Source organism: Streptomyces albospinus, assembly GCF_014648695.1.
In the GTDB taxonomy this organism is placed as follows: Bacteria; Actinomycetota; Actinomycetes; order Streptomycetales; family Streptomycetaceae; genus Streptomyces; species Streptomyces albospinus.
The window spans coordinates 1-21316 of record NZ_BMRP01000072.1 but is presented as its reverse complement, the minus strand read 5'-3'; the positions used below and the strand labels follow the sequence as shown (position 1 = coordinate 21316).

General features: G+C 68.5%; 14 protein-coding genes and 3 pseudogenes. 8 read left to right on the top strand and 9 right to left on the bottom strand.

Annotation, left to right across the window (positions count from 1 at the left end; translation table 11 throughout):
- Nucleotides 1-875: 875 nt before the first annotated feature.
- Nucleotides 876-1082 (top strand): tyrosine-type recombinase/integrase, encoded by a 207-nt coding sequence (locus tag IEZ17_RS39240; RefSeq protein WP_229853065.1) that lies wholly within the window; start codon nt 876-878, stop codon nt 1080-1082.
- 58 nt (nt 1083-1140) lie between these two features.
- Here the strand turns inward: IEZ17_RS39240 and IEZ17_RS39235 are convergent, their stop codons facing one another.
- Entirely contained in the window at nt 1141-1500 is a 360-nt protein-coding gene (locus IEZ17_RS39235; RefSeq protein WP_189308417.1) for a DUF6415 family natural product biosynthesis protein, read from the bottom strand.
- A gap of 99 nt (nt 1501-1599) precedes the next feature.
- Here IEZ17_RS39235 and IEZ17_RS39230 point away from each other — a divergent pair, with 99 nt between their 5' ends.
- Entirely contained in the window at nt 1600-2427 is an 828-nt protein-coding gene (locus tag IEZ17_RS39230; RefSeq protein ID WP_189308416.1) for a helix-turn-helix domain-containing protein, read from the top strand.
- 17 nt (nt 2428-2444) lie between these two features.
- The gene (gene cyaB / locus IEZ17_RS39225) at nt 2445-3002 is read left to right on the top strand and encodes a class IV adenylate cyclase (protein ID WP_189308415.1); all 558 of its coding nucleotides are present in this window, start codon (nt 2445-2447) and stop codon (nt 3000-3002) included.
- A 345-nt stretch (nt 3003-3347) separates the two neighbouring features.
- Here cyaB and IEZ17_RS39220 read toward each other — a convergent pair whose 3' ends face one another.
- Entirely contained in the window at nt 3348-3788 is a 441-nt protein-coding gene (locus IEZ17_RS39220; protein ID WP_189308414.1) for a DUF4158 domain-containing protein, read from the bottom strand.
- Nucleotides 3789-3917: 129 nt separating this feature from the next.
- Complete coding sequence (locus tag IEZ17_RS39215; protein ID WP_229853064.1) at nt 3918-5282, bottom strand: helix-turn-helix domain-containing protein; 1365 nt, start codon at nt 5280-5282, stop codon at nt 3918-3920.
- A 230-nt stretch (nt 5283-5512) separates the two neighbouring features.
- Here IEZ17_RS39215 and IEZ17_RS39210 point away from each other — a divergent pair, with 230 nt between their 5' ends.
- Complete coding sequence (locus tag IEZ17_RS39210) at nt 5513-6826, top strand: Gfo/Idh/MocA family protein (RefSeq protein WP_189308412.1); 1314 nt, start codon at nt 5513-5515, stop codon at nt 6824-6826.
- Between the two features lie 248 nt (nt 6827-7074).
- On the opposite strand, the pseudogene IEZ17_RS45155 reads toward IEZ17_RS39210, so the two are convergent.
- From IEZ17_RS45155 to IEZ17_RS39185, 5 genes and pseudogenes are all read right to left on the bottom strand, one after another.
- Nucleotides 7075-7293: pseudogene (locus tag IEZ17_RS45155) on the bottom strand (pentapeptide repeat-containing protein); the annotation flags it as partial.
- A gap of 1118 nt (nt 7294-8411) precedes the next feature.
- The gene (locus tag IEZ17_RS39200) at nt 8412-8756 is read right to left on the bottom strand and encodes a winged helix-turn-helix transcriptional regulator (RefSeq protein WP_189308411.1); all 345 of its coding nucleotides are present in this window, start codon (nt 8754-8756) and stop codon (nt 8412-8414) included.
- A gap of 162 nt (nt 8757-8918) precedes the next feature.
- Nucleotides 8919-9602: pseudogene (locus IEZ17_RS45150) on the bottom strand (alpha/beta hydrolase); the annotation flags it as partial.
- A 243-nt stretch (nt 9603-9845) separates the two neighbouring features.
- Nucleotides 9846-10766 (bottom strand): annotated as a pseudogene (locus tag IEZ17_RS45145) (NADP-dependent oxidoreductase); the annotation flags it as partial.
- A gap of 46 nt (nt 10767-10812) precedes the next feature.
- The gene (locus IEZ17_RS39185; RefSeq protein ID WP_189308409.1) at nt 10813-11886 is read right to left on the bottom strand and encodes an alkene reductase; all 1074 of its coding nucleotides are present in this window, start codon (nt 11884-11886) and stop codon (nt 10813-10815) included.
- A gap of 260 nt (nt 11887-12146) precedes the next feature.
- On the opposite strand from IEZ17_RS39185, the gene IEZ17_RS39180 reads away from it, so the two are divergent.
- The 4 genes from IEZ17_RS39180 to IEZ17_RS39165 all read left to right on the top strand — a co-directional run bounded on the left by IEZ17_RS39180 (nt 12147) and on the right by IEZ17_RS39165 (nt 19370).
- Entirely contained in the window at nt 12147-12686 is a 540-nt protein-coding gene (locus IEZ17_RS39180) for a MarR family winged helix-turn-helix transcriptional regulator (RefSeq protein WP_189308408.1), read from the top strand.
- A 241-nt stretch (nt 12687-12927) separates the two neighbouring features.
- On the top strand, nt 12928-13248 hold the full coding sequence (locus IEZ17_RS39175) for a hypothetical protein (RefSeq protein ID WP_189308407.1): 321 nt from the start codon (nt 12928-12930) through the stop codon (nt 13246-13248).
- Nucleotides 13249-13566: 318 nt separating this feature from the next.
- Complete coding sequence (locus IEZ17_RS39170; RefSeq protein WP_189308406.1) at nt 13567-15627, top strand: restriction endonuclease; 2061 nt, start codon at nt 13567-13569, stop codon at nt 15625-15627.
- 380 nt (nt 15628-16007) lie between these two features.
- Complete coding sequence (locus tag IEZ17_RS39165) at nt 16008-19370, top strand: NACHT domain-containing protein (RefSeq protein ID WP_189308405.1); 3363 nt, start codon at nt 16008-16010, stop codon at nt 19368-19370.
- A 418-nt stretch (nt 19371-19788) separates the two neighbouring features.
- Here the strand turns inward: IEZ17_RS39165 and IEZ17_RS39160 are convergent.
- Nucleotides 19789-21316 (bottom strand): helicase associated domain-containing protein (locus IEZ17_RS39160; RefSeq protein ID WP_189308404.1); only part of this gene is annotated, 1528 nt, incomplete at its 5' end.

Below are 21316 nucleotides of genomic sequence, written 5' to 3'. Positions count from 1 at the left end.
ATTTTTTATGGGTGGGTGCCGGCGCCTGTCGGCGCCGGTGATGTCATAATGAGGTGGTTGCACAGATATTTGAGTTGTCTGCACTCCCCTGCCGGGGAGCTTGAGTGGGTGTTGTCCGGTTGTCACCGGACTGGTTAGGTGTCAGTTTCCCGGTACAGCGCGTGTTGTATCGCCGTGCCTATGCCTGGCGGCGTGTGGGAGCAGTGTGTGCTGTCTACTTGTCTCTGCAGGTGGGTGACGCCTGATGGCGTCAAGCGGCTTGAGTGGGGCTGCCCTCTGGCAGCTGGGGTATGAGCCCGGGGCCCAGCTGGCGCGGGCTTGGGGGCGACGCTCTGCCCGGTTCGGCACGTTTCTGAGCTAATTCGAAGCTGTCAGGGCCCCTGTCGACCAACGCTGGCCAGCCTCGCTCGGTAGGCCACTACTACCCGTCAACTCTCTGCCTCGAAGGACGAGATGGGGCCAGAGCAAAGCTGTGCTGCAGGACGTAGGGCGACTGCATGGCAGAGCGCTTACTGAGTGGCAGACATGCCTGACGCAGGCTCAGTTGGCAGCCATGGTGGGGGTGTCGGCCCGGCAGATCGCCCACTACGAAAGGGAACCGCTCCCCCTCCCCATTGAAGATCGGCGGCTGGGCTGAGCAGCCCTTTACGGTACAGGCCTCGAAGCGGGCCAATCCCAGTCGGGCAGTGGGAGACCTTCCGCAGACCGCGGCCTCAGCTCGACCTGACGCACCGTTGTGCTACCTTTCTCGGTTAGCTGCATCATCGTCAGTTCACCTGTCCAGTACGGCCGCTGCTACGAAAGTGTCCGGTCGAACCAAGGCTCCACCCGTCATCGATCGGCGGGTGTCCTGAAGGAACGGTGAGTTGGGCGGTGTGCGCCACAATCTGGCATCCGCCGGCCTCGAAGGGCACTGGCGCGGCCATTCGCTCCGCCGCGGCTTCGCCACCGCCTCATTCAAGGCCGGGCTCAGCCTGGTCCGCATCGCACGGCAAGGGGGCTGGGCCGACAACTCCACCTCCCTGCACCGCTACCTCGACGAGGGCGACCCCTGGGAGGACAACCCCGTCACCGGCCTCTGAGGCATCCAGAAACACCGCAAGGGGTGCGCACCGACCGCGCACCCCTTCATCGCGCATCCTATGAGCGCTCCCCTGCGGCCTCGACGTGGCGTTCCAGCAACCAGCCGCAGTCGCGGGCGAGTTGGGATACCTGGACCCAGTTCCGCATTGGCTCGTCCCCGAGTCCGAAGCGGGCGTTGTTGGCGATTTTGCCGAGTGTGGACCGGTTGAGGTACCACTGCTGGCTTCCGCGCCAGAGTCGGTCTGTTCGTTCGAGGGCGTCGGGCAGTATCACTTCGATGTGGCCGCGCAGCAGCGCCTCCAGGTGCTCCAGTTCCGCATGCTCAAGCGGCTGGGAGCGGAGGACGAGTGCGCGGTCGATGCTGCGGCGCATCGTCTCGACGTCAACAGGGATGCCGTCGGCGGCTCGGGATTTCACCCGCCCAGAATCCTGATACCTGCGGCTCCGCTCAATACCCGGCCGGTAATCTCACGGTGAGATGGCTTTCGCCGGGAGGTGTCGGTGTCGACTGGGCTGATGTCCCTTGAGCTTCCGGAGTGGGCGTGGCAGCGGGCCGAGGTTCGGAAGGCGCTGAGGGCACGGGATGTGGGTGCGGTATTCCGGCACGTGCAGCAGTACGCCGGTGCCAGCCAGGCCCGGATCGCCACCGCGACCGGCATGACTCAGGCTCGTGTCAACGAGATCATCAACGGGCGGCGTGAGGTATCCCGCCTCGACGTGTACGAGCGCATTGCGGATGGCCTCAACATGCCTGACGATGCTCGGCACTTGCTCGGTCTGGCTGCGCGGCGGGAGAAGCGGGGCGGCGGGCGAGCGTTCGACCTCGCGGCGTTCCCGGAAGTCGTGCGTGTCTACTCCGAGCAGGCGTCGGCCGCTGAGGAGATCCGCCGGCGGGCCCGCACCGCGTCTGAGCTTGATGTGTTGGCCGTGCGGGGTCTCGGCCTCATCGGGTTGAACGACTCCCTGTTGAGAGGGTCTGTGACCCGCCCCGATCCTCCGCAGGTCCGGGTGCTGCTGCTCGACCCCGAGGCGCCTGCCCTCGCCGTGCGCGCCGCCGAGATCGGCGAATCTGTCGAATCCCTCGCGAGCGGAGTGCGGCTGGCCGAAGCCCGGCTGCGGGAACTGTCCGACAGCGGGGATGTTCGGGTGTACCGGTACAGGATGCTGCCGACGTGGCGCATCATCCGCTTGGACTCGACCCTATTCGTGTCTGCCTTCGACGCCGGCTGGGAAGGGCACGAGTCGGCAACATACAAACTCATGGAGACGCCGCACGGCTCGCTGTACCGGGGGTTCCGGCGGATGTTCGAGGCAATCGTTGACGACGGTGTGCGCACCGTCTGATCGAGGGGGTAGAGGTAGTGATCGAGGCAGAGCTGAAGGCCCGGGTACGGGACCCCGAAGACGTCATGCGGCGTCTGGAAGGGCTCGCTGCCGGATTGGCCGAGGTGTACCAGGACACGTACTACGACACCGACGTCGGCGCCCTGGAGCAGAGTGATCGGGAGTTGCGTGTCCGGACTGTCCACGGGCTGGAGGAGACGCGCACTGTCCTCACGTATAAGGAAGCGCGGGTTGATGAAGCGTCCGGCTCGAAGCCCGAGTACGAGACCCGCATCGACGACCCGGACGCCGTCCACGCCACGTTGCGTGGTCTCGGCTACGTGACGGCCATCGCGTTTGAGAAACGGTGCCGGAACTACTACTTCGAGGCTCGGGGCCGGCGCATGCTCGCCACCCTGGTACGCGTACCGGAACTCGACGGCACGTTCCTCGAAGTCGAAACGCTGACGAACGAATACGACCTGCCGACCGCCCTGGACGACGTCCGTGCGGTCCTGTTCGATCTGGGCATCACCGAGGGCGACTTGACCACTGAGCAGTACACCGATGCGGTCCGCGCCGGCCGCAGGCCGTAGCCGCGACTCGCCGCCCTCAACGACGGTGGTTGAGGTGATTGCGCGCAATCGAGGACTGGGCACGTGGCTGGCGCCCGCCTACCTGCACGGGTGCCAGCCTCGCACGCACGCGCGCGCTGGGGGTGTCACCTGTGAGGAGGACAGGTTGTCCGCCTCACAGGCCGCGCGTACGCGCGCTGGGAGTGTCAAAGAGGTTTTCCTGGGATCGCAGAAAAACCTCCGTGCGCACGCTCGTTGGGATGAGACTGTCAGCCCGACAGTCTCATCTCGCCGCGACTCGCCCGCCGCCGGCGATGCCGTGGCCCGGCTATCCAATGAGGCCGACCTGACGGGCAACTGGTCTGGTCACTCCCTGCGCCGCGGCTTCACCACTGCGGCCCGCCGCGCCGGACACGAGGTGAGCTTGACCATGTCGGTGCGGGTGCACTCGTGCCAACCGGTTAGGTCTCGCAGCTCGGTGCGGTGGCGCTGGGCGGTCCGGGAGGCGAAGTCGTACGCGGCCAGCTCGCCGGCGGCGACGCCGACCTGGCGGGCGACGTACTCGACCGCGTCGCGCGGCAACTCCAGCCGCATCTTCGGGAACCGGCCGCACCAGAGGAGGAACTTCATCTGCACCGCGAAGCCAAGCCGGGTGGCGCCGGTCTTGTTGCGCAGCCAGCCGGTCTCCTCGCCATTCAGCGTGAAGTGGTCGACGACTTCATCAGGCCCAGATCCCGCGCCATTCCGGTTGCCCCGCCCCTTCGCTGCCGGCCCGTCGGACCGCTCGCCGTCACTCGTTCGGCCCAACGAGCCGCCGGCCCCAGGGGAACGGCTGGGCCTGCATGACGGGTCATGGACGACCAGCGCGAGCTCTCCGAGGACGAAGTGAACGACCTTCTCCGCGACGACGAACGCCGCCGCCCGTAGGGCGGCGGGTTAGATGAGGACGCCGACGCGGGCGGCGAGTCCGCGGAGTTCGGTGGTCGTCTTCCCGGAGACCAGCAGCCCGGACACCAGCGTCTTGACTGCGGGCCGTGTGTGGGACTCCTCGGGGGCGTGGTGCTCGGCGGCCAGGAGGGCGCGGATGCACTCGTCGCGGCGGCCCCATCGTCCGAACGCGGCGGCGATGTCGGTGTAGTAGCGGGCTCGGCGTTCGACGCTCGGCAGGTTGTGTGGGGCTACGGCCCGGGCGGCGGCGAGAGCGGTGGAAGGGTCGCCGGCGGAGTCCTCGGCGGAAATGCGGTGGAGCTGGACGGTGGTGGGACTGAAGCCCCCGCCATGGTCGCGCCGCAAGGTGGTGCCGCCGAGGTCCTTGGCGATGGCGGCGGCCTCATCGGTCAGTTCCCGCATCCCGGCGGCGTCGCCAGCCCGGGCGGCGGTGTAGGCCGCGGACTGGATCAGCAGGCCCCGCTCGGCGGCGTGGTCCGGACCACCTCCACGCAGGCCGGGGTGGTCGGCGGCGGCCAGGGCGATGGACAGCGCCTGGTCGTGCCAGTTCGCCTTGCGTGCGAGGACAGCGAGTTGGCGGGCGGCTTCGGCGACCAGGAGCGGATCGTCGGCGGCCTCGGCGGTCTGGCGTGCGCGGTCGGCGGCCAACCAGCCGAGCTGCTGCTCGTCGAGCTTGATCAGTATGCGCGTGGCCAGCAGATAGCTCTGAGCCAGCAGCGCCCCGTGGTCTGTGCTGTCGCTGCCGGCCGCGTGGGCGTGGCCAGCGGCGATGAGTCGGGGCAGGCGCACGGCGAGGCTGGTGTAGCGGCAGGCGTGGAAGTCCGTGAGAGCGCGGGACATTTCAGTGTGCAAGGCCGTCGCCGAGGGGACGGTGATGTCGTGGTGCAGGCCGAGCATCGCGTCCCGGACACGCCCGACGAGCAGTTCCCCGAGGGCGGCTTCGTTCACCGGCGGACTGGCGCTGGGCAGGATGGGGGCGCCGGCCGCGGCGGCGGCCGTGACCGCGAGGTTTGCCAGTAACTGCCTGCGCCGCACCGGATCCTCACCGTCCTCCCGAGCTGTACTCGCAACCCTAGGGGCCGGGAGGCGGGGGTAGGCGGTGGTTGGCCCGATCACCTGCCCATGTCGGATGTCTCGCTGCGGGGTGAGGCCGAGCACCTGGGGCGGGATGCCGAGTGCGTCAGCGAAGCGACGCAGCACGGTGACGTCCGTCAGGGGCGAGATGCCGCGTTCGTACCGGGAGACCTGAGCCGCGGAGTAGCCGGTCAGCTCCCCGAGCTGAGCCAGCGTCAGTCCTTCTTCCTTGCGCGCGAGGCGGACCAGCTCGCCGGAGTTCACGTCCGCCGCGGGCACTGCGCGCGCTCTGACCGCATCCATACCGTCCCCGCCCGTAGCCGAGAGGCGCGCCGCCTCTCACCGTAGCGGTGCCCGCCAGGCCGGGACAGGGCTTTTGCATCGGATGCAAACGGGGTTGCATGCCCCGCCAGCGCCCCTGCCGCGTCCGCCGTGGGCGCGGTGTCCTCGAAGGGCGGGTGGCCCGCAGCCGGCGGGCCGCCGCTCGCATTCGAAATGAGGTGTGAGCGATGAGTATGTCCAAGAGGGTCGCCGTGGTGGGACTCGGCGGCCAAGCTCAGAAAGATCACCTTCCCGCGCTGGCCGACCGTCGGCTCGTCGAACTCGTCGCTGTGTGCGACGTGGATCCGCAGCGCGTGGCCGTGCAGGCAGAGCAGCGGCGGGTGCCCGGTTTCACCGACGTCGGGTGTCTGCTGCGCGAGGTGCGGCCGGACTTCGCGATCGTCGCGGTGCCGCATCACGCCGGCCGGGAGGTCATCACGGCGTGTGCTGAGGCGGGGGTGCACGTGCTCAAGGAGAAGCCGTTCGCCACCGACCCGCACGAGGCCGCCGAGTTGGCCGCGCTGTGCGAGAAGACGGGGATCGAGTTGATGGTCACCGTCCAGCGTCGCTTCCACCCCATCTACGCCGCCGCGCTCCAACTGCTGGATCAGGTCGGCACCCCGTACCTGGTCCAAGGCCGGTACACCTTCCACAGCCCGGACCCGGCCGCCGGGTGGCGCGGCCGTGCGAAGCTCGCGGGCGGCGGGTGCCTGGCCGACATGGGCTACCACCTGATCGACCTGGTCCTGTGGTACCTCGGTCTGCCCGACCGCGTCCTGGCCGACACCTCGGCCGCCGCGGTGCGGGGCGCTGAGTACGACGCGGAGGACACAGCCCTGGTCCACCTCGCCTACGACTCCGGCCTGTATGGCTCGCTGCTGGTCTCCCGCTCGGCCGGCCCGAAGACCGAGCACCTGGCCATCACCGGCCCGCACGGCACCCTGGCCATCGAGCGCGGCGCGGTGCGTCTGCTGGATCCGGCGGGGCAGGTGGTCGAGTCGCTACTGCGGGAGCCGGCCTGGCCGTGCTCTCCCGCGGTGCAGATCGACCGTTTCTGCCGCGTCCTGGACGGCACCCAGCCCAACCCCTCCGGTCCGGCCGCCCATCTGCTTATCTGGGGTCGCCAGAGGGCTTCAGGCTTGTTGACCGAACTAAAATCAGCGTTTTCGCAGGTCGAGATTGGTTTCTGCTACCGTCCTGACCATGTGCATTCCAAAGTAGATCACCTGGCCGAGCGGGCCCACTCAAACCGATGCTTGCCTCAGTTACCGGCATCGGGCAGTAGCAGGCCTTCCGGTGGGTTTTCCCACACACCGTCATCAAACGTCGGAGGCACTTTCCAAAATCTGGGTCCTCGCAGATCAACAGTGCCGCCGGTGAACCGCGCACGGGTGAAGCGAACCCTACATCCGGTGAACCAGGCGTGGGGGAAGCGCACTTGGCTACCGTTGGCGAATGTCGTGCGACTGAAGCTCACCGTGCCTCTCTTGAATTTGGTGTAGATGAAGTCCACCAAGCCGTCGGTCAGCTCAGCGAGAGTGAAGCTCACCACGCCGCCGCTGAACTCGGCATCGACGAAGTCCACCGTGCCACCCGTGAACTTGGCTTTGTCGAATCTCACAGTGCCCCCGGCGAATGCGGCATTACTGAAGCTCGTAAAGCCGTCGGCGAACTCTGCGCCGATGAATTCCACCACGCTGCCAGAGAACTTGGCCCCGTCAAAGGTCACCAGGCCTCCGGCAAATTTGGCGCTGGAAAAGTTCACCGCGCCGCCGCTGAAGTGCGCGTCCGAGAAATCACCGCCATCGAAGACTGTGCCAGTGAAGTCGAGGTTGTATCCCTGCCAGGACGCCCCTCCCGTCTCTTGAAGGTGATCGCGGATGACGCGAATCACCGTGTGACGGACCTCGCGGTTGGCCTGCCATGCCAGCCGTCGCTCGATCGCGGCTGGTTCGTCCTCGTAGGGCATGCGCAGGTAGGCGCAAAGTACGTCGATGCAGGTCTGCCGACGTTCCGTCCAGTCGTCGGCCAGCCCTGTCAGCGCGTGGACAGCAGCCAGTCGGCAGGCGGGCTCCTCGTGCCCGAGCAGTTCAGCGGCAGTTGCGAACCGCTCGTTGAGCAGGCGTAGCCGCTCATGCTTTCGCAGCTGTCTAGTCGTCCACGTTGTGATCAGTCCTGCGATCACAGCGCCGATAATGGTGCCAATCGGGATTGCCCAGATCACCCATCCCGGGGCGGTTGAGGCAGTCCCTTTTCCGGGTAGCTGAGGGGTCGGATTCGCCCCGAGCGCCAGCCGGGCAGCACCCACCGCGCTCATTAGCGTCGCCATGGTGGTCAGGGTAGATCGAAGCCGCTTAGGGCAGGGCGAGGCAAACCGAGGCGGAACTGCGGTCACCTGCCCGGTGGCCAGCTGGTGCCCACCTGGTTGCTGACTGTGCGTGGTTGCCTCGGCCTTCGGCCGATCCGGCGGTGCCGCGCCCGCTTCGCACCGTGAAGCCGGACGGCGGGTTGACTGCCTTTCCGCCGACTTGCGTGGCTTCCAGCCGCGCGGAGTGCCAGCGGGGGGCTCCTCCGACCCCGCCGGATTCAACAACAACGTGCCCCGGCCGCGACGACCCTGGTCGTCAAGTCGTGCCCAGCTGACCGCCGGTATTCCCTCCTCACCGGTGTATTGACCTGCTTGGGATAGGAGCTAGTTCGGAGAAGGGACATGAGGAACATAGCCCTCTGCGGTACGTGCCTCACGGATATCTGGGGGCTGTAAGGCAAGTTGGGCAACCGATGCGCAAGAAGCGATTCGACGGAAGCGTTTCGCACATCAGTCCACGAAGTGGTTCGGTCGGACCGCTTCGTGGACTCCTGGGCGGACGGCTGGCACGCCCGGTGCCATTTACTCGGGGCCGGTGGGGGCGGGCGTCCGGAGGAGCCCCCGCCGGGGCTCCCGCGCGGCTGGAAGCCCAACACGTGCCTCGGAAGCGGGCGCGGCACCGCCGGATCGGCCGAGGGCCGATGAGAGTTGCACCCGCTTGCCCCGCTCGTGAGAAGAGCTCATCCCGTACCTGACCTGCGGCATCTGTTCCGGAGTGATCAGCGGTGAGCGGTGGTCGGTGGAGCGGGGGTGCGGTGTTTCCACCAGGTCCGGATCTGTTCCAGTGCGGGCAGCAGGGCCCGGCCGTCGGGGGTGAGGGTGTAGGCGGCGGGGCCCGGAGGCAGCTGTGCGTGGGTTACCAGGCCGGCGTCGAGGAGTTCGCGGAGCCGGTCGGCGAGCATCTTGGTGCTGATGGGGTGGATCGCGGCGTGCAGTTCACCGAAGCGGGCGGGCCGGGTGGCCAGGGTGTGCAGGATGATGCCGTTCCACTTCTGGCCGAGGACGTCGAACGCGGCGAAGAGGTCCGCGTCGGCCGCCAGTGGCGGGACGGTGGCGAAGCCCATCGTTCTCGGCTTTCGTGACGCGGCGTGCCCGTGCGGGTCATGCCTTAGTTGCGGTGCTTGGTGGTGGGGCCGCCGCCGGCTGGGGGGGTGCCGGCAGCGGCCCCGGGGCCGTCTCACCCGGTCGAGCTCGGGTGGGATGGCGGCTTGGGGGTCACGGCTGTGTCAGGCCCAGGCCCCTCGCAGCGCGGCGGCGACGCGTTCCGTGGCGTCCCTGGCGTCGGGGATGGCCGCGGGCATGCTGAAGAACAGGTAGACCTGGCCGTCGTAGTTCACGTGCTCGACGGCGACGCCGGCGTCGCGCAGCCGCTGGGCGTACGCCTCGCCCTCGTCGCGCAGCGGGTCGTACCCGGCCGTGATCACCAGCGCCGCGGGGGCGGCGGCCAGGGTGGCGGTCTCGGCGTACAGGGGCGAGACGCGCGGGTCCTTCAGGTCGGCGCCGGTGCCGTCGAGGTAGTGGCCCTGGAACCACGTGAGCGCGTCCTTGGTCAGCAGCAGGCCCTCACCGTTCTCCTCGTACGGCGGGAAGGGGTGGGTCAAGTCGGTCGCCGGGTACATCAGGGCCTGCAGGGCGAAGGTGCCGGGCAGTTCGTTGGCTAGGACGGCGCTCAGGTTGCCTCCCGCCGAGTCCCCGCCGACGGCCATCCGGGTGGTGTCGCCGCCGAGTGCCCCGATCTCCCGGGACACCCACTTGGCGGCCGCTAGGACGTCCTCGACGGCGGCCGGGAAGGGGTGCTCCGGCGCGAGCCGTTAGTCGACGCTGACCACCAGGCAACCGGCCAGGCGGCTCAGATCCCGGGCCGTCACATCGGTTCCGGCGACGTTGCCCAGCACCCAGCCGCCGCCGTGGATCCAGATAAGGACGGGGTGCGGGCCCTCACCCTCGGGCCAGTACAGCCGGACAGGAACCCCGTCGGCCACCGCCTCCTCCATCCGGGCGACCGCGGCCGGCTCGCCCGCGAGAGCGGCCACCATCTGCTCGGACGCCTCGCGCGCGACGGGCACGGGAAGCTCGTTGAGCGGGGGAACGCCAGGCTGGTTGGCCGCGTCGAGCACCGCCCGGAGCGCCGGATCGAGAGTCGGCGCAGCGGTGATGACGATCTTGCCTCGCAGGTGGCCGCCATCAAGGCGGCGGTAGGCGTCGGCCGCCTCCTCCAGCGGGAAGACCGCTTCGATGGGCATGCGCAGGCGGCCGTCCTCGATCAGGGGCAGGACGTCCGCCCAGACCTGCGGGAGGGGCAGGCTCCCCTGGGAGAAGCGCACGCCGTGCCGGGCGGCGTCGAGGTCGGCGATGGTGATGACGTTATCCGGGCTCCCGGCGAGTTCGACGGACAGGGGCAGGACGCCGCGGCCGGAGGCGTCGAGGACGGCGTCGACGCCCTGAGGGGCCGCGGCGCGTACCCGGTCGGCCAGGCCGTCGCCGTAGGTGACCGGGGTGGCGCCGAGCTCGCGGAGGTAGGCGTGGTTGGCTTCGCCGGCGGTGCCGATGACGGTGGCGCCCCAGGCGTGGGCGAGCTGGACGGCCATGAGGCCGACGCCGCCGGCGGCGGCGTGGACCAGCAAGGTCTGGCCGGAGCGCAGGCCGAGCTCGCGCAGGGTGCGGTAGGCGGTCTCTGCGGCGACCGGCAGCGCGGCGGCCTGCTCGAAGGTGAGGAAGGCGGGCTTGGCGACGATGTCGTCGGCCGAGGCCAGAGTGTGGGTGGCGACGGCGTCGGGCTGGGCGGTGCGTCCCAGCACCGGCTGGCCGAGCTTCCACTGCGTGACACCCGGGCCGACGGCGTCGATGACACCGGCCACCTCCAGGCCCAGGGGCTGGGGCTCGACGGGGGCCTCCTGACCGGGGGCGAACAGGCCCCGGCGCATCTTGGAGTCCAGGCCGTTGGCGCCGGCGGCGTGGATGCGGACGCGGACCTGGCCGGGGCCGGGCTCGGGCAGCGGCACCTCGACCACGTCGAGCACCTCGGGGCCGCCAAAGGCGGCGTACTGGAGCCTGCGGGCGATCGTGACAGTCATGGGAGTCCTTCGGGTGAGTCCTGAAGAGGGCGAAGAGTGCCGCCGGTCAGGCGGGCAGGGCCGGGTAGTCGGTGTAGCCGCGCTCGTCGCCGCCGTAGAAGGTGGCCCGGTCGGGCTCGTTGTAGGGGCCGCCGGACGCGAGGCGGCGGGGCAGGTCGGGGTTGGCCAGGAACAGCGCGCCGAAGGCGAGCATGTCGCCGTCCTCGATCAGGCCGAGGGCGTCGTGGCCGGTGGGCTGGGGGTGGGTGAACGGGTTGAGGACAAACGTGCCGGGCCAGTCCTTGCGCAGGCGCCCGGTCAGATCCCGGTCGGGGCCTTCGAGTACGTGCAGGTAGGCCAGGCTCAACGGGGCGAGACCGGCCAGCAGAGCGGTGTAGGTCTCCTCCAGGTCCGCCGGGTCGGTCTCGGCGATGTCGTTGAAGGGGGTGCCGGGAGAGATGCGGAAACCGGTGCGGTGGGCGCCGATCGCCTCCGCGACGGCCGCAGCGACCTCGATGCCGAAGCGCGCCCGGCCCGCGGCGTCGCCGCCCCAGCCGTCGGTGCGCTGATTGGCGTTGGGGGCGAGGAACTGGTGGATCAGGTAGCCGTTCGCACCGTGGAGCTCCACCCCGTCGAAGCCGGCGGCGATCGCGTTGCGCGCCGCGTCCGCGAAGTCCGCGATCGTGCGGACGATCTCGTCCTGGTCCAGCTCCTTCGGAGTGACGAAGTCCTTAGGGCCCTGGTGGGTGAACACCTGGCCCTTCGCCGCGACGGCAGAGGGGCCCACCGGGACCAGGCCGTCGGGCAGCAGGCTGGGGTGGCCGACACGGCCCGTGTGCATCAGCTGCGCGAAGATCACCCCGCCCTCGCGGTGGACCGCGTCGGTCACCTGCCGCCAGGCGGCGACCTGCTCGGCGGAGTGCAGGCCCGGGGTATCGGGGTAGCCCTGGCCGATCACCGACGGCTGTACGCCCTCGGTGACGATCAGGCCGGCGCCGGCCCGCTGTGCGTAGTAGGTCGCCATCAGCTCCGTCACGGTGGCCCCCGGCCCGTAGGCGCGGCTGCGGGTCATCGGTGCCATCGCGATGCGGTTGGCCAGGCGCCTGCCGCCCAGCTCGATCGGGTCGAACGCGGTCGTCATGATCATTCCCTAGGTTCAGGAGAGGGAAGGCCGCCCGGTCCGGCGGTTCTCCATCGGTGTGCGGTACCCGACTGCACCGAAATTACCTGTCCGAACAAGTAAAACACCGCGAACCCTTCCCGCATCTCCATGTGAGCCACGTCACACGCCGGGCTCTCATGCAGAACCATGGACTGTCCGCATTGAGTGCCACATGGCGGCAGGGACGGTTATCCTGATTACTGTCCGGCCAGTGTTCGGCCGAGAAAGGGACGGTACTGATGAGCCGGGCGACACACCGGGACTCGCAGAACCAGCCTCTCGAAGCGGCGCCACCCACCTCCACCGTGACGGTGCCGGCCTCCGCCCAGGCGGGGCCCGTCAGCCACGCGATCTTCCGCGTGGCCCGCCTGCACCGCATGATCGCCGGACAGCTCCTGCGCCGCGTCGGCCTCCACCTCGGCCAGGAACTCGTGATGATGCACCTGTGGGAACTCGGCCCCCAGCGGCAGACCGACCTCGTACGCCTGCTCGACTCCGACGCCGCCACCATGACCCGCAGCATCAAACGCCTGGAGAACGCCGGCTTCGTCCGCCGCCGCCCCTGCCCCGACGACAAACGCGCCGTCATCATCGAACCAACCACCGCAAGCCAAGCACTGCGGCGAGAGGTCGAACGCATCTGGGCCGAACTCGAAGACGCCACAACCGGCGACCTCGCCCCCGACCAGCAAGCCGAGGCTCTGAACATCCTGCGCCGCGTCGAGGACAGCCTCGCCCGCACCGCCGCAAACACTCCTCCGGCAGACGCCCCCGCATAGACGACTTCTTCGACCGCTTCGAGGAACCGCGGACGAGAGCACCATCATCTACACCGGCGACCGGGACGTGATCACCCACGCGTAGACGGTCACGGCTCGATCCGGCGGGGCGGGGTCCGCAGGAGCCCCCGCCGGGGCTCCCGCGCGGCTGGAAGCCCAACACGCCCGGCGGAGAGCTGGAGGGCGCGGTCCAGGTTCTGCGGGGGGCATCGCAGAGACGGAGTTCGGCAGCGGGCTTGACGTGATCAGCGTCGCCGTCGGCTCCGGCGGCGTCGGCGTGGCCCTGCTGCTCTGCCTCTACAAACGGGACCGCGCGCTCTGCGCGAAGGACGGACAGCACGACGCGCCCAGCCTCGATCAGTGCGTCCCCGGCTGCGGCAACACCGTCCGCACCGACCAGCACGCCGCCCGGCTCCGCCAGCGCGCAGACGACCTCGACCGCAAAGCCGCCCGCGTCCCCGGCCCCCTGGCCGAACGCCGGAGCGCCAGCGCTGCGAGACTCCGCGAGCTGGCCGACGAACACGACCGCACCCGCTTCACCCTCCAGGAGAACCCGGCGTGAGCCCCGACGTCGAGACCCACCTCCGCAAGAAGATCGTCGATCTCAAGACGACCATCGCGAACAAGAACGAGGAGATCGCCCATGTCAAGCAGTGTTCATAGACCTTTTGCAGGGATGGCGTCGGCGGCAGGAGTATGCGACAGCTCGGGCGCTCCAGGCGGTACAACCGTGGTTACTCTCCAGTCGCGTTGACCTGTGGAGACGAGGAACGGGTTGCTTTCGTCTGGTGGATGTGCGAGGCAACCGTCGCTGGATAGAGTCGTCCCATTACAACTGGTTATCGGGGTAACCAACTGCCTTGGGGAGGGCCCGCAGCATATGAGTCGTCGCTCTAATGGCTTGATCGGCGCATGGGCTGAGATGCAGAGGCAGCAGCAGCGCCAGATGGAGGCCGAAGCCAGACGACGGAGACAAGAAGCGCAGCAAGCACGTGCCCGCCAACGTCAAGCTTTCCAGAGTCACCGTGAGTACAGGCAGGCAGAAGCGCGAAGCCGCACTGAGGAACTGGACGCACAGGTTGAGTCGCTGCAAGGTCTTCTCACCTCAGGGTGTCAGGCTCCCGCTTTCAGGGCTTCCTCTCTCATGCGGCCTGAGGAGATCCAGCCCTTCGCTCCAGGACCATTGGCACAGCCCGTACCCATGCCGAACTTTGATCACTACCTGATGCAGAGCGGCTGGACGGCTGGTCACCGCGCTCAGGCGCACTCTGAAGCTCGGGCGCGATTCGAGCGGGACTGGTATGCGGCCCAGGCAGCTGAGGCACAGCGGCAGCAACAATTGGCGTCGTATGAGCGGGAGTACCAGCAGTGGGCCGATGCCCAGTTGGCCTATGCGCGGCGATACAACGCTGACATCGTCGAGCTGACCGAAGGAGTCAGACTCCGCGATCCTGATTCCGTGGTCGAGTACTTTTCCGTCGCTCTCTACGCCTCGACTGCCTGGCCTGAGAGCTTCCCACGTCAGGTGACAGCGGCCTATGACTCGGTTGCCGGACAGCTGGTACTGGATTGGGAGCTGCCTGCCTACAGCGTTGTCCCCGAGGTCAAGTCTGTTCGTTACATGCCTGGGACGGACCAGGACAAGGAGACGCTCCGACCAGTCAGCCAGCGTCGGGCCCTGTACCGGAAGGTCCTGGCCCAGTGCGTGCTGCTTGTCTTGCACGAACTCTTCGCGGCGGATGAGCCGGGCGCGCTTGAGTCGGTGACCTTGAACGGGTTCGTGGACGGGCATGATCTTACGACGGGCCGACCGGGTCACATCTACCTGGCGACCATCATGGCTCGACGCTCGACGTTCCTCGACCTGCACCTGGCACAGGTGGACGCCGGCAGCTGCCTGGCCGACGCACTGCGCGGACAACTCTCGGCTCGCCCCGACCAACTGACGCCGGTGCGGCCGAGTCGCCGACCGCAGGAGGTCGGCAACCGTGTTGTCATGCGCGGCAGCGATGAGGACCCCGACTTGTACGAGATGGATCCGATTGCCTTCGAAGATCTCGTTGCTGATCTTTTCCGGGCTATGGGGATGCAGGCGGTCACCACCCAACGCTCCAACGACGGCGGGGTGGACGTCGACGCACTGGACCCCACACCGATCCGAGGCGGCAAGATCGTCGTGCAGGCCAAGCGCTACCGCAACACGGTGCCGCCGGCCGCTGTGCGTGACTTGTACGGAACCGTGCAGGACGCTGGCGCCAACAAGGGTGTCCTCGTGACAACGTCGAGGTTCGGCCCTGGCTCGCACGCTTTCGCTAACGGCAAGCCGCTGGAACTGATCTCGGGAACTGAACTCGTCGACCTTCTGCATCGTCACGGGCTGCGTGGGCGCCTGGGTGACGGCACCCGCCGAACCGCAGTGCATTCGATGCCGTCGGTTCCGGACCCCCGCTTGTTCAGCCGCTACAAGGTGCTGGGCATGTCGTGGACTGGAAGTGTCGCCTTGGATGTGTGCGCACTCGTCTGCCGCGGTAACCGCGTCCTCAGCGACGATCACTTCGTCTACTTCAAGAACCCGCAGACGCCGGACGGCTCGGTGCGTGCCTTGCGGGCGACTGCACCCGACAAGGCTGCAATCTGCGTCTCCTTCGACGGGCTGCCTGACGATGCTGACCGGTTCGTCCTGGTGGCAGCCATCGACCCAGAGGTCAACCCGGACGCCGACTTCTCCGGCTTCACGGACGCTCGCATCCGCCTGCTTGACCCAGCGCTGACCGAGTTGGGACGACTCGAAGTCTCAGACGGCCGACAGCACGAAACGGCAGTGGTGCTCGGATCCTTCCATCGCAGGTCGAACGGGGATTGGAACTTCGTCCTGGGCGGCAGGGGCTATGCGGGCGGCCTGGAGGAACTGGTTCAGGACTTCGGTATCGAAGTGGAGTAGATCCAGGGCTCGGGGCCGTACGGCTGTTCTGGCTGCGGATTTTGAACGAGTTGATGCCCCAGCTCAAGGCGGACGTCCAGCGACCAACGTCATCCCCCCTGCGGCCCGCATCGCCGCGCTGACCTGGCCGGTCCCCAGCAGCGAGGCTGCCGGGGACCGCGCCGCTCACGCCGAGCAGGCCGCCCGGGCGCACACCGCCCGCGCCGCGACAGTCCTGTCCCTGTGGCTCGACCCAGGCGCGGGGCGATCCGGTACCGGATCAAGCATTTCGGTGATTCGATGGTCTGAGAAACGCGCTTCCGAAGCAGCCGCACCCGAGAGCTTTCGTGTGTCAACTTTCAATGCAATGAATCGTTTCTTCGAATGTCGTGGTTATGGCCATGAACAACGCCATGCAACAGCCGGGGGACAAGGTCAGGCCACGCACCGCGCCCCACCTGCGCCGGACGGCACTCAGGATCGCCCGGCGGACCTGGCGGTCGTTGCGCGTCCCTTGGCTGCGCTGGCTGACCGGCCGCAAGGTGGTCTGGATCCGGTTTCCGACTACCTGGTCGTCCGCGAGGAAGTATCTCGCGATAATTCCTGCCACGCTCTTCGTCGCGCTTGTCCTGTTCTCCCTGATCACCATCATCCGAGGTGAGAAGGGGTGGATCGAGAAGCGCTGCTCGGACACCGGAAATGCCTGCGGCGTCGTCCTGGGCTTCGCCTCGCCGTTCCTGTCCCTGGCGCTGGCGGCCGCGGTGTTCGTGGTCTACCGGTACTGGAAGATGCTCCGGCCCATCGTCCGCAAGGCCAAGCACGAGCCGGACCAGCTGCTGCCGACCGCCGGGACGCCCCTCGAGCAGACCGTCGTCGGCCGGGAGCAACTGTGCCAGGTGATTTGCCGCTCGCTGTGCGACCGCACCAACCGGCGCCCGTACCTGCTCGTCGGCAGCGTGGGGGCCGGGAAGACCGCTGTCCTCATCCGGCTCACCCAGATGCTGGCGCAGCACCGGCTCGTACCGGTCCCGATCAGTCTCCGGGATGTCGGTACGGACGGCGCCCAGTTGGACTTCCGCGACCTGGCGCGGCGGCGGTTCACCGAGGAGATCGACCCCGCAGCGCTGCTGTCCTCGGAGCAGAGGGCCAAGGTCTGGCGGCAGCTCTGCAAGGACGGTCGGGTCGTTGTGCTGGCGGACGGGCTGGAGGAGGCGCTCAATTCCCGCAGTCAGATGCGGGACCGGGATGAGGTCATTCGGGCCGCCATCCTCCGCGCCGAGGAGCAGGACCTCCCCCTGGTCATCGCTTCCCGGCCGCACACCCCGCTGGACGAGACCTACGCCTCGATCATCGACCTGGAGCCGCTTTCCGAGGACGCCGCACTCGACTATCTGGCTTGGAACGCCTGGTGGTCGGACATCGGCCGGCTGGGCTGGATCGTGGAGACAGCGGTGCTCAGCGAGTCCCCGCTGTACATGGAGATCTCCCGTGAGCTGTGCCAGCACGACCTGCTCGAATTCGTTTACGAAGGCTGGGGTGGGCAGCTCAACACCGCCAGCCGTGACCGCTCGACGCTCCGGCGGCACCTGCTGAAGGCATGGGTGGACGCGCTGATCGACGGCCGGCTGCGCCAGCAGGTTCCCCTGGCCAAGGCCGAGCGTGAGAAGACCATCCGGACTATCTCCGCGCTGGCCGCGCTTGGTCTCCTCGGGGATCGCTTGGCGGTGCGCTACGACGATCTGCTCAACCCCGAGCGTCGGCTCACTGGGCGCCCCGAACTGATGGCTGCGGCCCAGAAGCTCCGGGAGGAACTAGCTCCCCTGCTGCCAGCGGTAGACATCCGAAGGCGTGAGAGTCTGATCGTCCTGTACGCCTCTCGAGGAGAGCAGCTCGGCCTGGTGAAGACTCTGGGCGACCGGGTGCGTTTCCCGCAGAGCATCGTGCAGGCATATCTCGGCTCCCAGGTCCTCGGTCTGATCGAGGACGAGATCGACGCGGCCCTGCGGAGTGAGGCGTTCGGGCGTGACCTGCTGGTCGGGCTGGTATTGCGGTCCTGCGAGGACACGCCGGAGACCACGGCGGAACTCGCTGAGCGGCTCTGGCTGGCCGCCCGCAGCCTGACGGACGCCAAGGCCCTCGACCTGTTTGCGGCGGCCCTGGAGGTCGACCTCCACGCGCAGCGTGCCGTGCCGCCGAATGAGCCAGTTTCCATCCACCAGAGGATCGCAGACAGCCTGTGTGAGGTGTGGCCGAACATCACCTCGGGCAACCTCCGCACCCTGGTCGAGGCCAAGGTGCGCCTGGTCCACCGTTTCGGCGAGGTCGTGCGCGAGATCGCCCGTCTGGGCAGGGAGAAGCGGTGGCCCGCCGACGCGGACCCGCCCGCGTACCAGCGTTTCCTGCGGATCGCGTTCCAGGAACAGGACTACGCACTGCGTCTGGCCATTACCCGGGAGATCGGTGCCGGCGGCGATGCGGCCTTCGACGCGCTGCGCGCGCTCTTCCGCTCCGACCACCAGGTCGGCGAAGTGGACCCGGTCGAGGAGTACTTCGTGCAGCTGGCGGGGCAGCGGGATGGCGCCCCTGCCACTCAGGCCGGCTACCCACAGGACGCACAAGAAGCCACGCGAATCCGCAGGCAGTTGGTCTGGCGCCAGTTCGCCACCCTCGCCTGCGTCCTCCCCATGCTGGTGGGGTCGGTCGGAGTCGAGCGCAAGCCGGAAGCAGCAGCCGGGCTCAGCATCTGGCTCAAGCACCTCGACCCGAGCAGCTGCCTCGGCGGCCGGGCCGACCTGCCACTCTCCTTCGAGGTCGCCCTGGCGCAGGGATTCAAGAGCACGGCCAACCGGCGCATGCTTCACCCCGACACCACTAACGACACCCGCGTGTTGTTGATCGAGCAGGCGGAGACGATGCTGGCTCGGTCGCGGTTCTGGCTCTCCCAGCTCACGCTCATCCACGCGCTCTGCTTGTGGGCGCTAACTGACGGCACCGGCATGGCCGTCGACAGGCAGGACGATGGCACTGGTGGACGGCACGGCCCGACCGCCGATCCGGAATACGCGGTGAGTCGCTGGCTCGCGATGGCCGGCGCCGAGCGCTCCCCCGTCGACCGCGGCAGGGAGAACCAGGTCGGCATAAGGGAGCGCCTGCACCCATTCGTGGCCCGCGCCGCCCAACTGGCCGTGCTGGCGCTGGAGACCGGCCGCCCGGAGCGCTACATCTGGATCGACGAGAAGACGGCCATGGAGAACGTGGGCTCCGCTCCGGGCGACCCGCGCTCCTACCGCAGGCACAATCTCTGGATCCCCCCGTCGGTCGGCTGGACCACGCTGGACCCCAGGGCCCAGCAGCTGCTCGCCGACGTTCTCCTACTACTCAACCTCACGGAGCGCAGCGGTGACCCTGATGCGATGGAGCGCCGCTTGGAGCGGTCCAACCGGAGCTCGCTACCACCCTGCCTAACCAGGGACAGGTCACCACTCCAGCCGGAGCGGACCGTCGGCATGGCTAACATTGCCGAGCCCGGCACCACCTGCCGCAACGACTGCCCCTTCGCGCTCTGCCCCTACCCGCCCAAGGGCGAGCAGCCACAGGCCGAGCTGCGCGAGGTGTTCTGCCTCCAGCAGCAGGCGCTGCTGAGCTGGCGTCGCGGCTGGTTCACCCTCTCCCGCAGGCGCGCCCCCTGGCAGAGCATGACCTGCCCGGAACTGCGGCACTTCTGGCACGAGATGGCGGCACGGGCCCGTACACCCCGTCTGTGACCGACCGAAGGGTGTCTCAGTCGCGGTTGCGGCGGCGGATCACCAGCACCACCGCGATGACCAGAGCGATCAGCACGACAGCGATGATGACGCCCGAAGAAGCCCCTCTTCCTCTTGCCCTTCGCCTCCAGCTGGGTGCGGTTCAGGTGGCCCCCACTGGGGCCGCCTGAACCGCAGCCGCCTGGGTGCCCTGCGCGGCGGTGCTCACGGTGCTCGCGGCGGCCCCACACATGGATTCGATCTCAACACGCTGGCTTGACGCGGCCGACAGCGGCCTGTGGCTCCCAGACTGAGCCAGGCCTCCAGAGCGACGGCTCCCGCGGCGGCCCAGCGCCGTGTCCCGCAGTTGCGCGCTGGGCGCTGGGCGCCTGTCACCAGTCTTACAGCCCGGCGGTGAGGACCCTGCTGCCTGCTGTGCCTACAGGCCGAGTTGTGCGAGGGCCTGTAGGCGCTGGGGGCTCAGCGATGCACTGCGGCGGCGCAGGTTGGTCAACCACTGGCCCAGCCGCACAAGGTCACCTTCAACGTCTTCGATGTGCCGTTGGGGGACGTTGAGGTGGCCCTCTCTATCGAGGAACGACCGTGCAGCTGCCAGGCCTCGCTGAAAATCACGTTCACGCGCGGGCAGTTGGCAGTCTGGCGGTGTGGAAGCGGATTTTGGGTGCAGGTCGATTCCCAGCACGGTGAGCAGGCGGCACTGTTCGGGGTGAAGGACGTGGGCGTGGGCACGCTGGGCCTTGAGCCACTCCCCTGCCTTCGGAGCCACGCCGCGGCGGGCATCGTGGTAGTCGCGTTGCCAGGTGATCGGCCAGGGCGGGTTCCACCATCGGTCCAGGGCTGTGAGGGCCGCGGCCCGTTCGGCGGTCAGCTGGTCGGCGCGGGTGCGTTGGGTGGCCAGCCAGCGGCCTAGCGCGAAGTCGTCATGGATGGTCTCGACTGGTGCGGCCAGGTGGCCGTGCTGAGCGGCGTAGGCGGCGGCATGGGCAAGGCCTCGGTCGAAGGCCTGCTGGCGGGGGCGCCAGATGATGCCGAGGCGTTCGAGGGCCTGGGTGCGTGCCGCGTCGAGGGCGTCGGTGGTGTGCAGGTGGCGTTGCCAGGTGAGCCAGGTGCCCAGGGGGTGGTCGGTGTCGTCGCGGAAGGTTTGGGGGACGTCGAGGTGGTGGTGGGTGCGGTGGTAGCGGCGGGCGGCGGCTAGCCCGCGGCGCCATTCGGCGCTTTTGGGGGCGAGGACGCGCAGGGTGAGGGCGAGGGCGATTTCTTCTTCCTGGGTGGGGCGGTCGAAGCGGAGCCAGGCGCCGGGGTCGTGGCTGGGGATGGTGGGGCGGTGGGTGCGGGGGTCGGCGAGCCGTGCCTCGAGGCGGGCGTCGTGGGCGCGCAGGGCTTGGACGGTGCGCCACAGGGGGGTGTAGGCGTCGGCGCCGAGGAGGTCGTCGGGGTCTTCGTCGGGGGTGAGGTAGACGGGGACGATGAGGGTGGCTTTCTTGCCTGTGCCGGGTGGTTGGCGTAGGGCGCGGCCGACGGCTTGGACGGTGTCGATGGGGCTGTTTTTGGGGTCGGCGAAGACGACGGCGTCGATGGAGGGGACGTCGATGCCTTCGCCCAGGACGCGGGCGTTGGCGAGGACGGCGGGGGTGTGGGGGTTGGTGTGGGCGGCGAATTCGAGTAGGAGGCGGCGGCGGATGCGGGGTGGGTGGGTGCCGCTGATCCAGTTCGCCCACAGGCCGTCGGGTTGCAGGTCGGTCGGGAGGGCTGCTGCGGTGTCGGGGAGGGTGGTGGCGAAGGCGCGGGCGTCGGTGACGCGGTGGTGGAAGGTGAGTACGCGGCGCAGTTTGTGGTCGTGGATGGCTCTGAGGACGGCGACTTGGCGGCCGGCCAGGCGTAGGCCGTCGGCGCCGGCGCCGGGGCCGGTGGCGAGCCAGTCGCGTAGGTCGGTGTTGTCGACGACG

Coding starts and splice junctions, on each gene's coding strand:
- IEZ17_RS39165 (WP_189308405.1), top strand. CDS start 16,008: ATGAACAACGCCATGCAACAGCCGGGGGACAAGGTCAGGCCACGCACC.
- IEZ17_RS39180 (WP_189308408.1), top strand. CDS start 12,147: ATGAGCCGGGCGACACACCGGGACTCGCAGAACCAGCCTCTCGAAGCG.
- IEZ17_RS39200 (WP_189308411.1), bottom strand. CDS start 8,756: ATGGGCTTCGCCACCGTCCCGCCACTGGCGGCCGACGCGGACCTCTTC.
- IEZ17_RS39185 (WP_189308409.1), bottom strand. CDS start 11,886: ATGACGACCGCGTTCGACCCGATCGAGCTGGGCGGCAGGCGCCTGGCC.
- IEZ17_RS39170 (WP_189308406.1), top strand. CDS start 13,567: ATGAGTCGTCGCTCTAATGGCTTGATCGGCGCATGGGCTGAGATGCAG.
- IEZ17_RS39210 (WP_189308412.1), top strand. CDS start 5,513: ATGAGTATGTCCAAGAGGGTCGCCGTGGTGGGACTCGGCGGCCAAGCT.
- IEZ17_RS39230 (WP_189308416.1), top strand. CDS start 1,600: ATGTCCCTTGAGCTTCCGGAGTGGGCGTGGCAGCGGGCCGAGGTTCGG.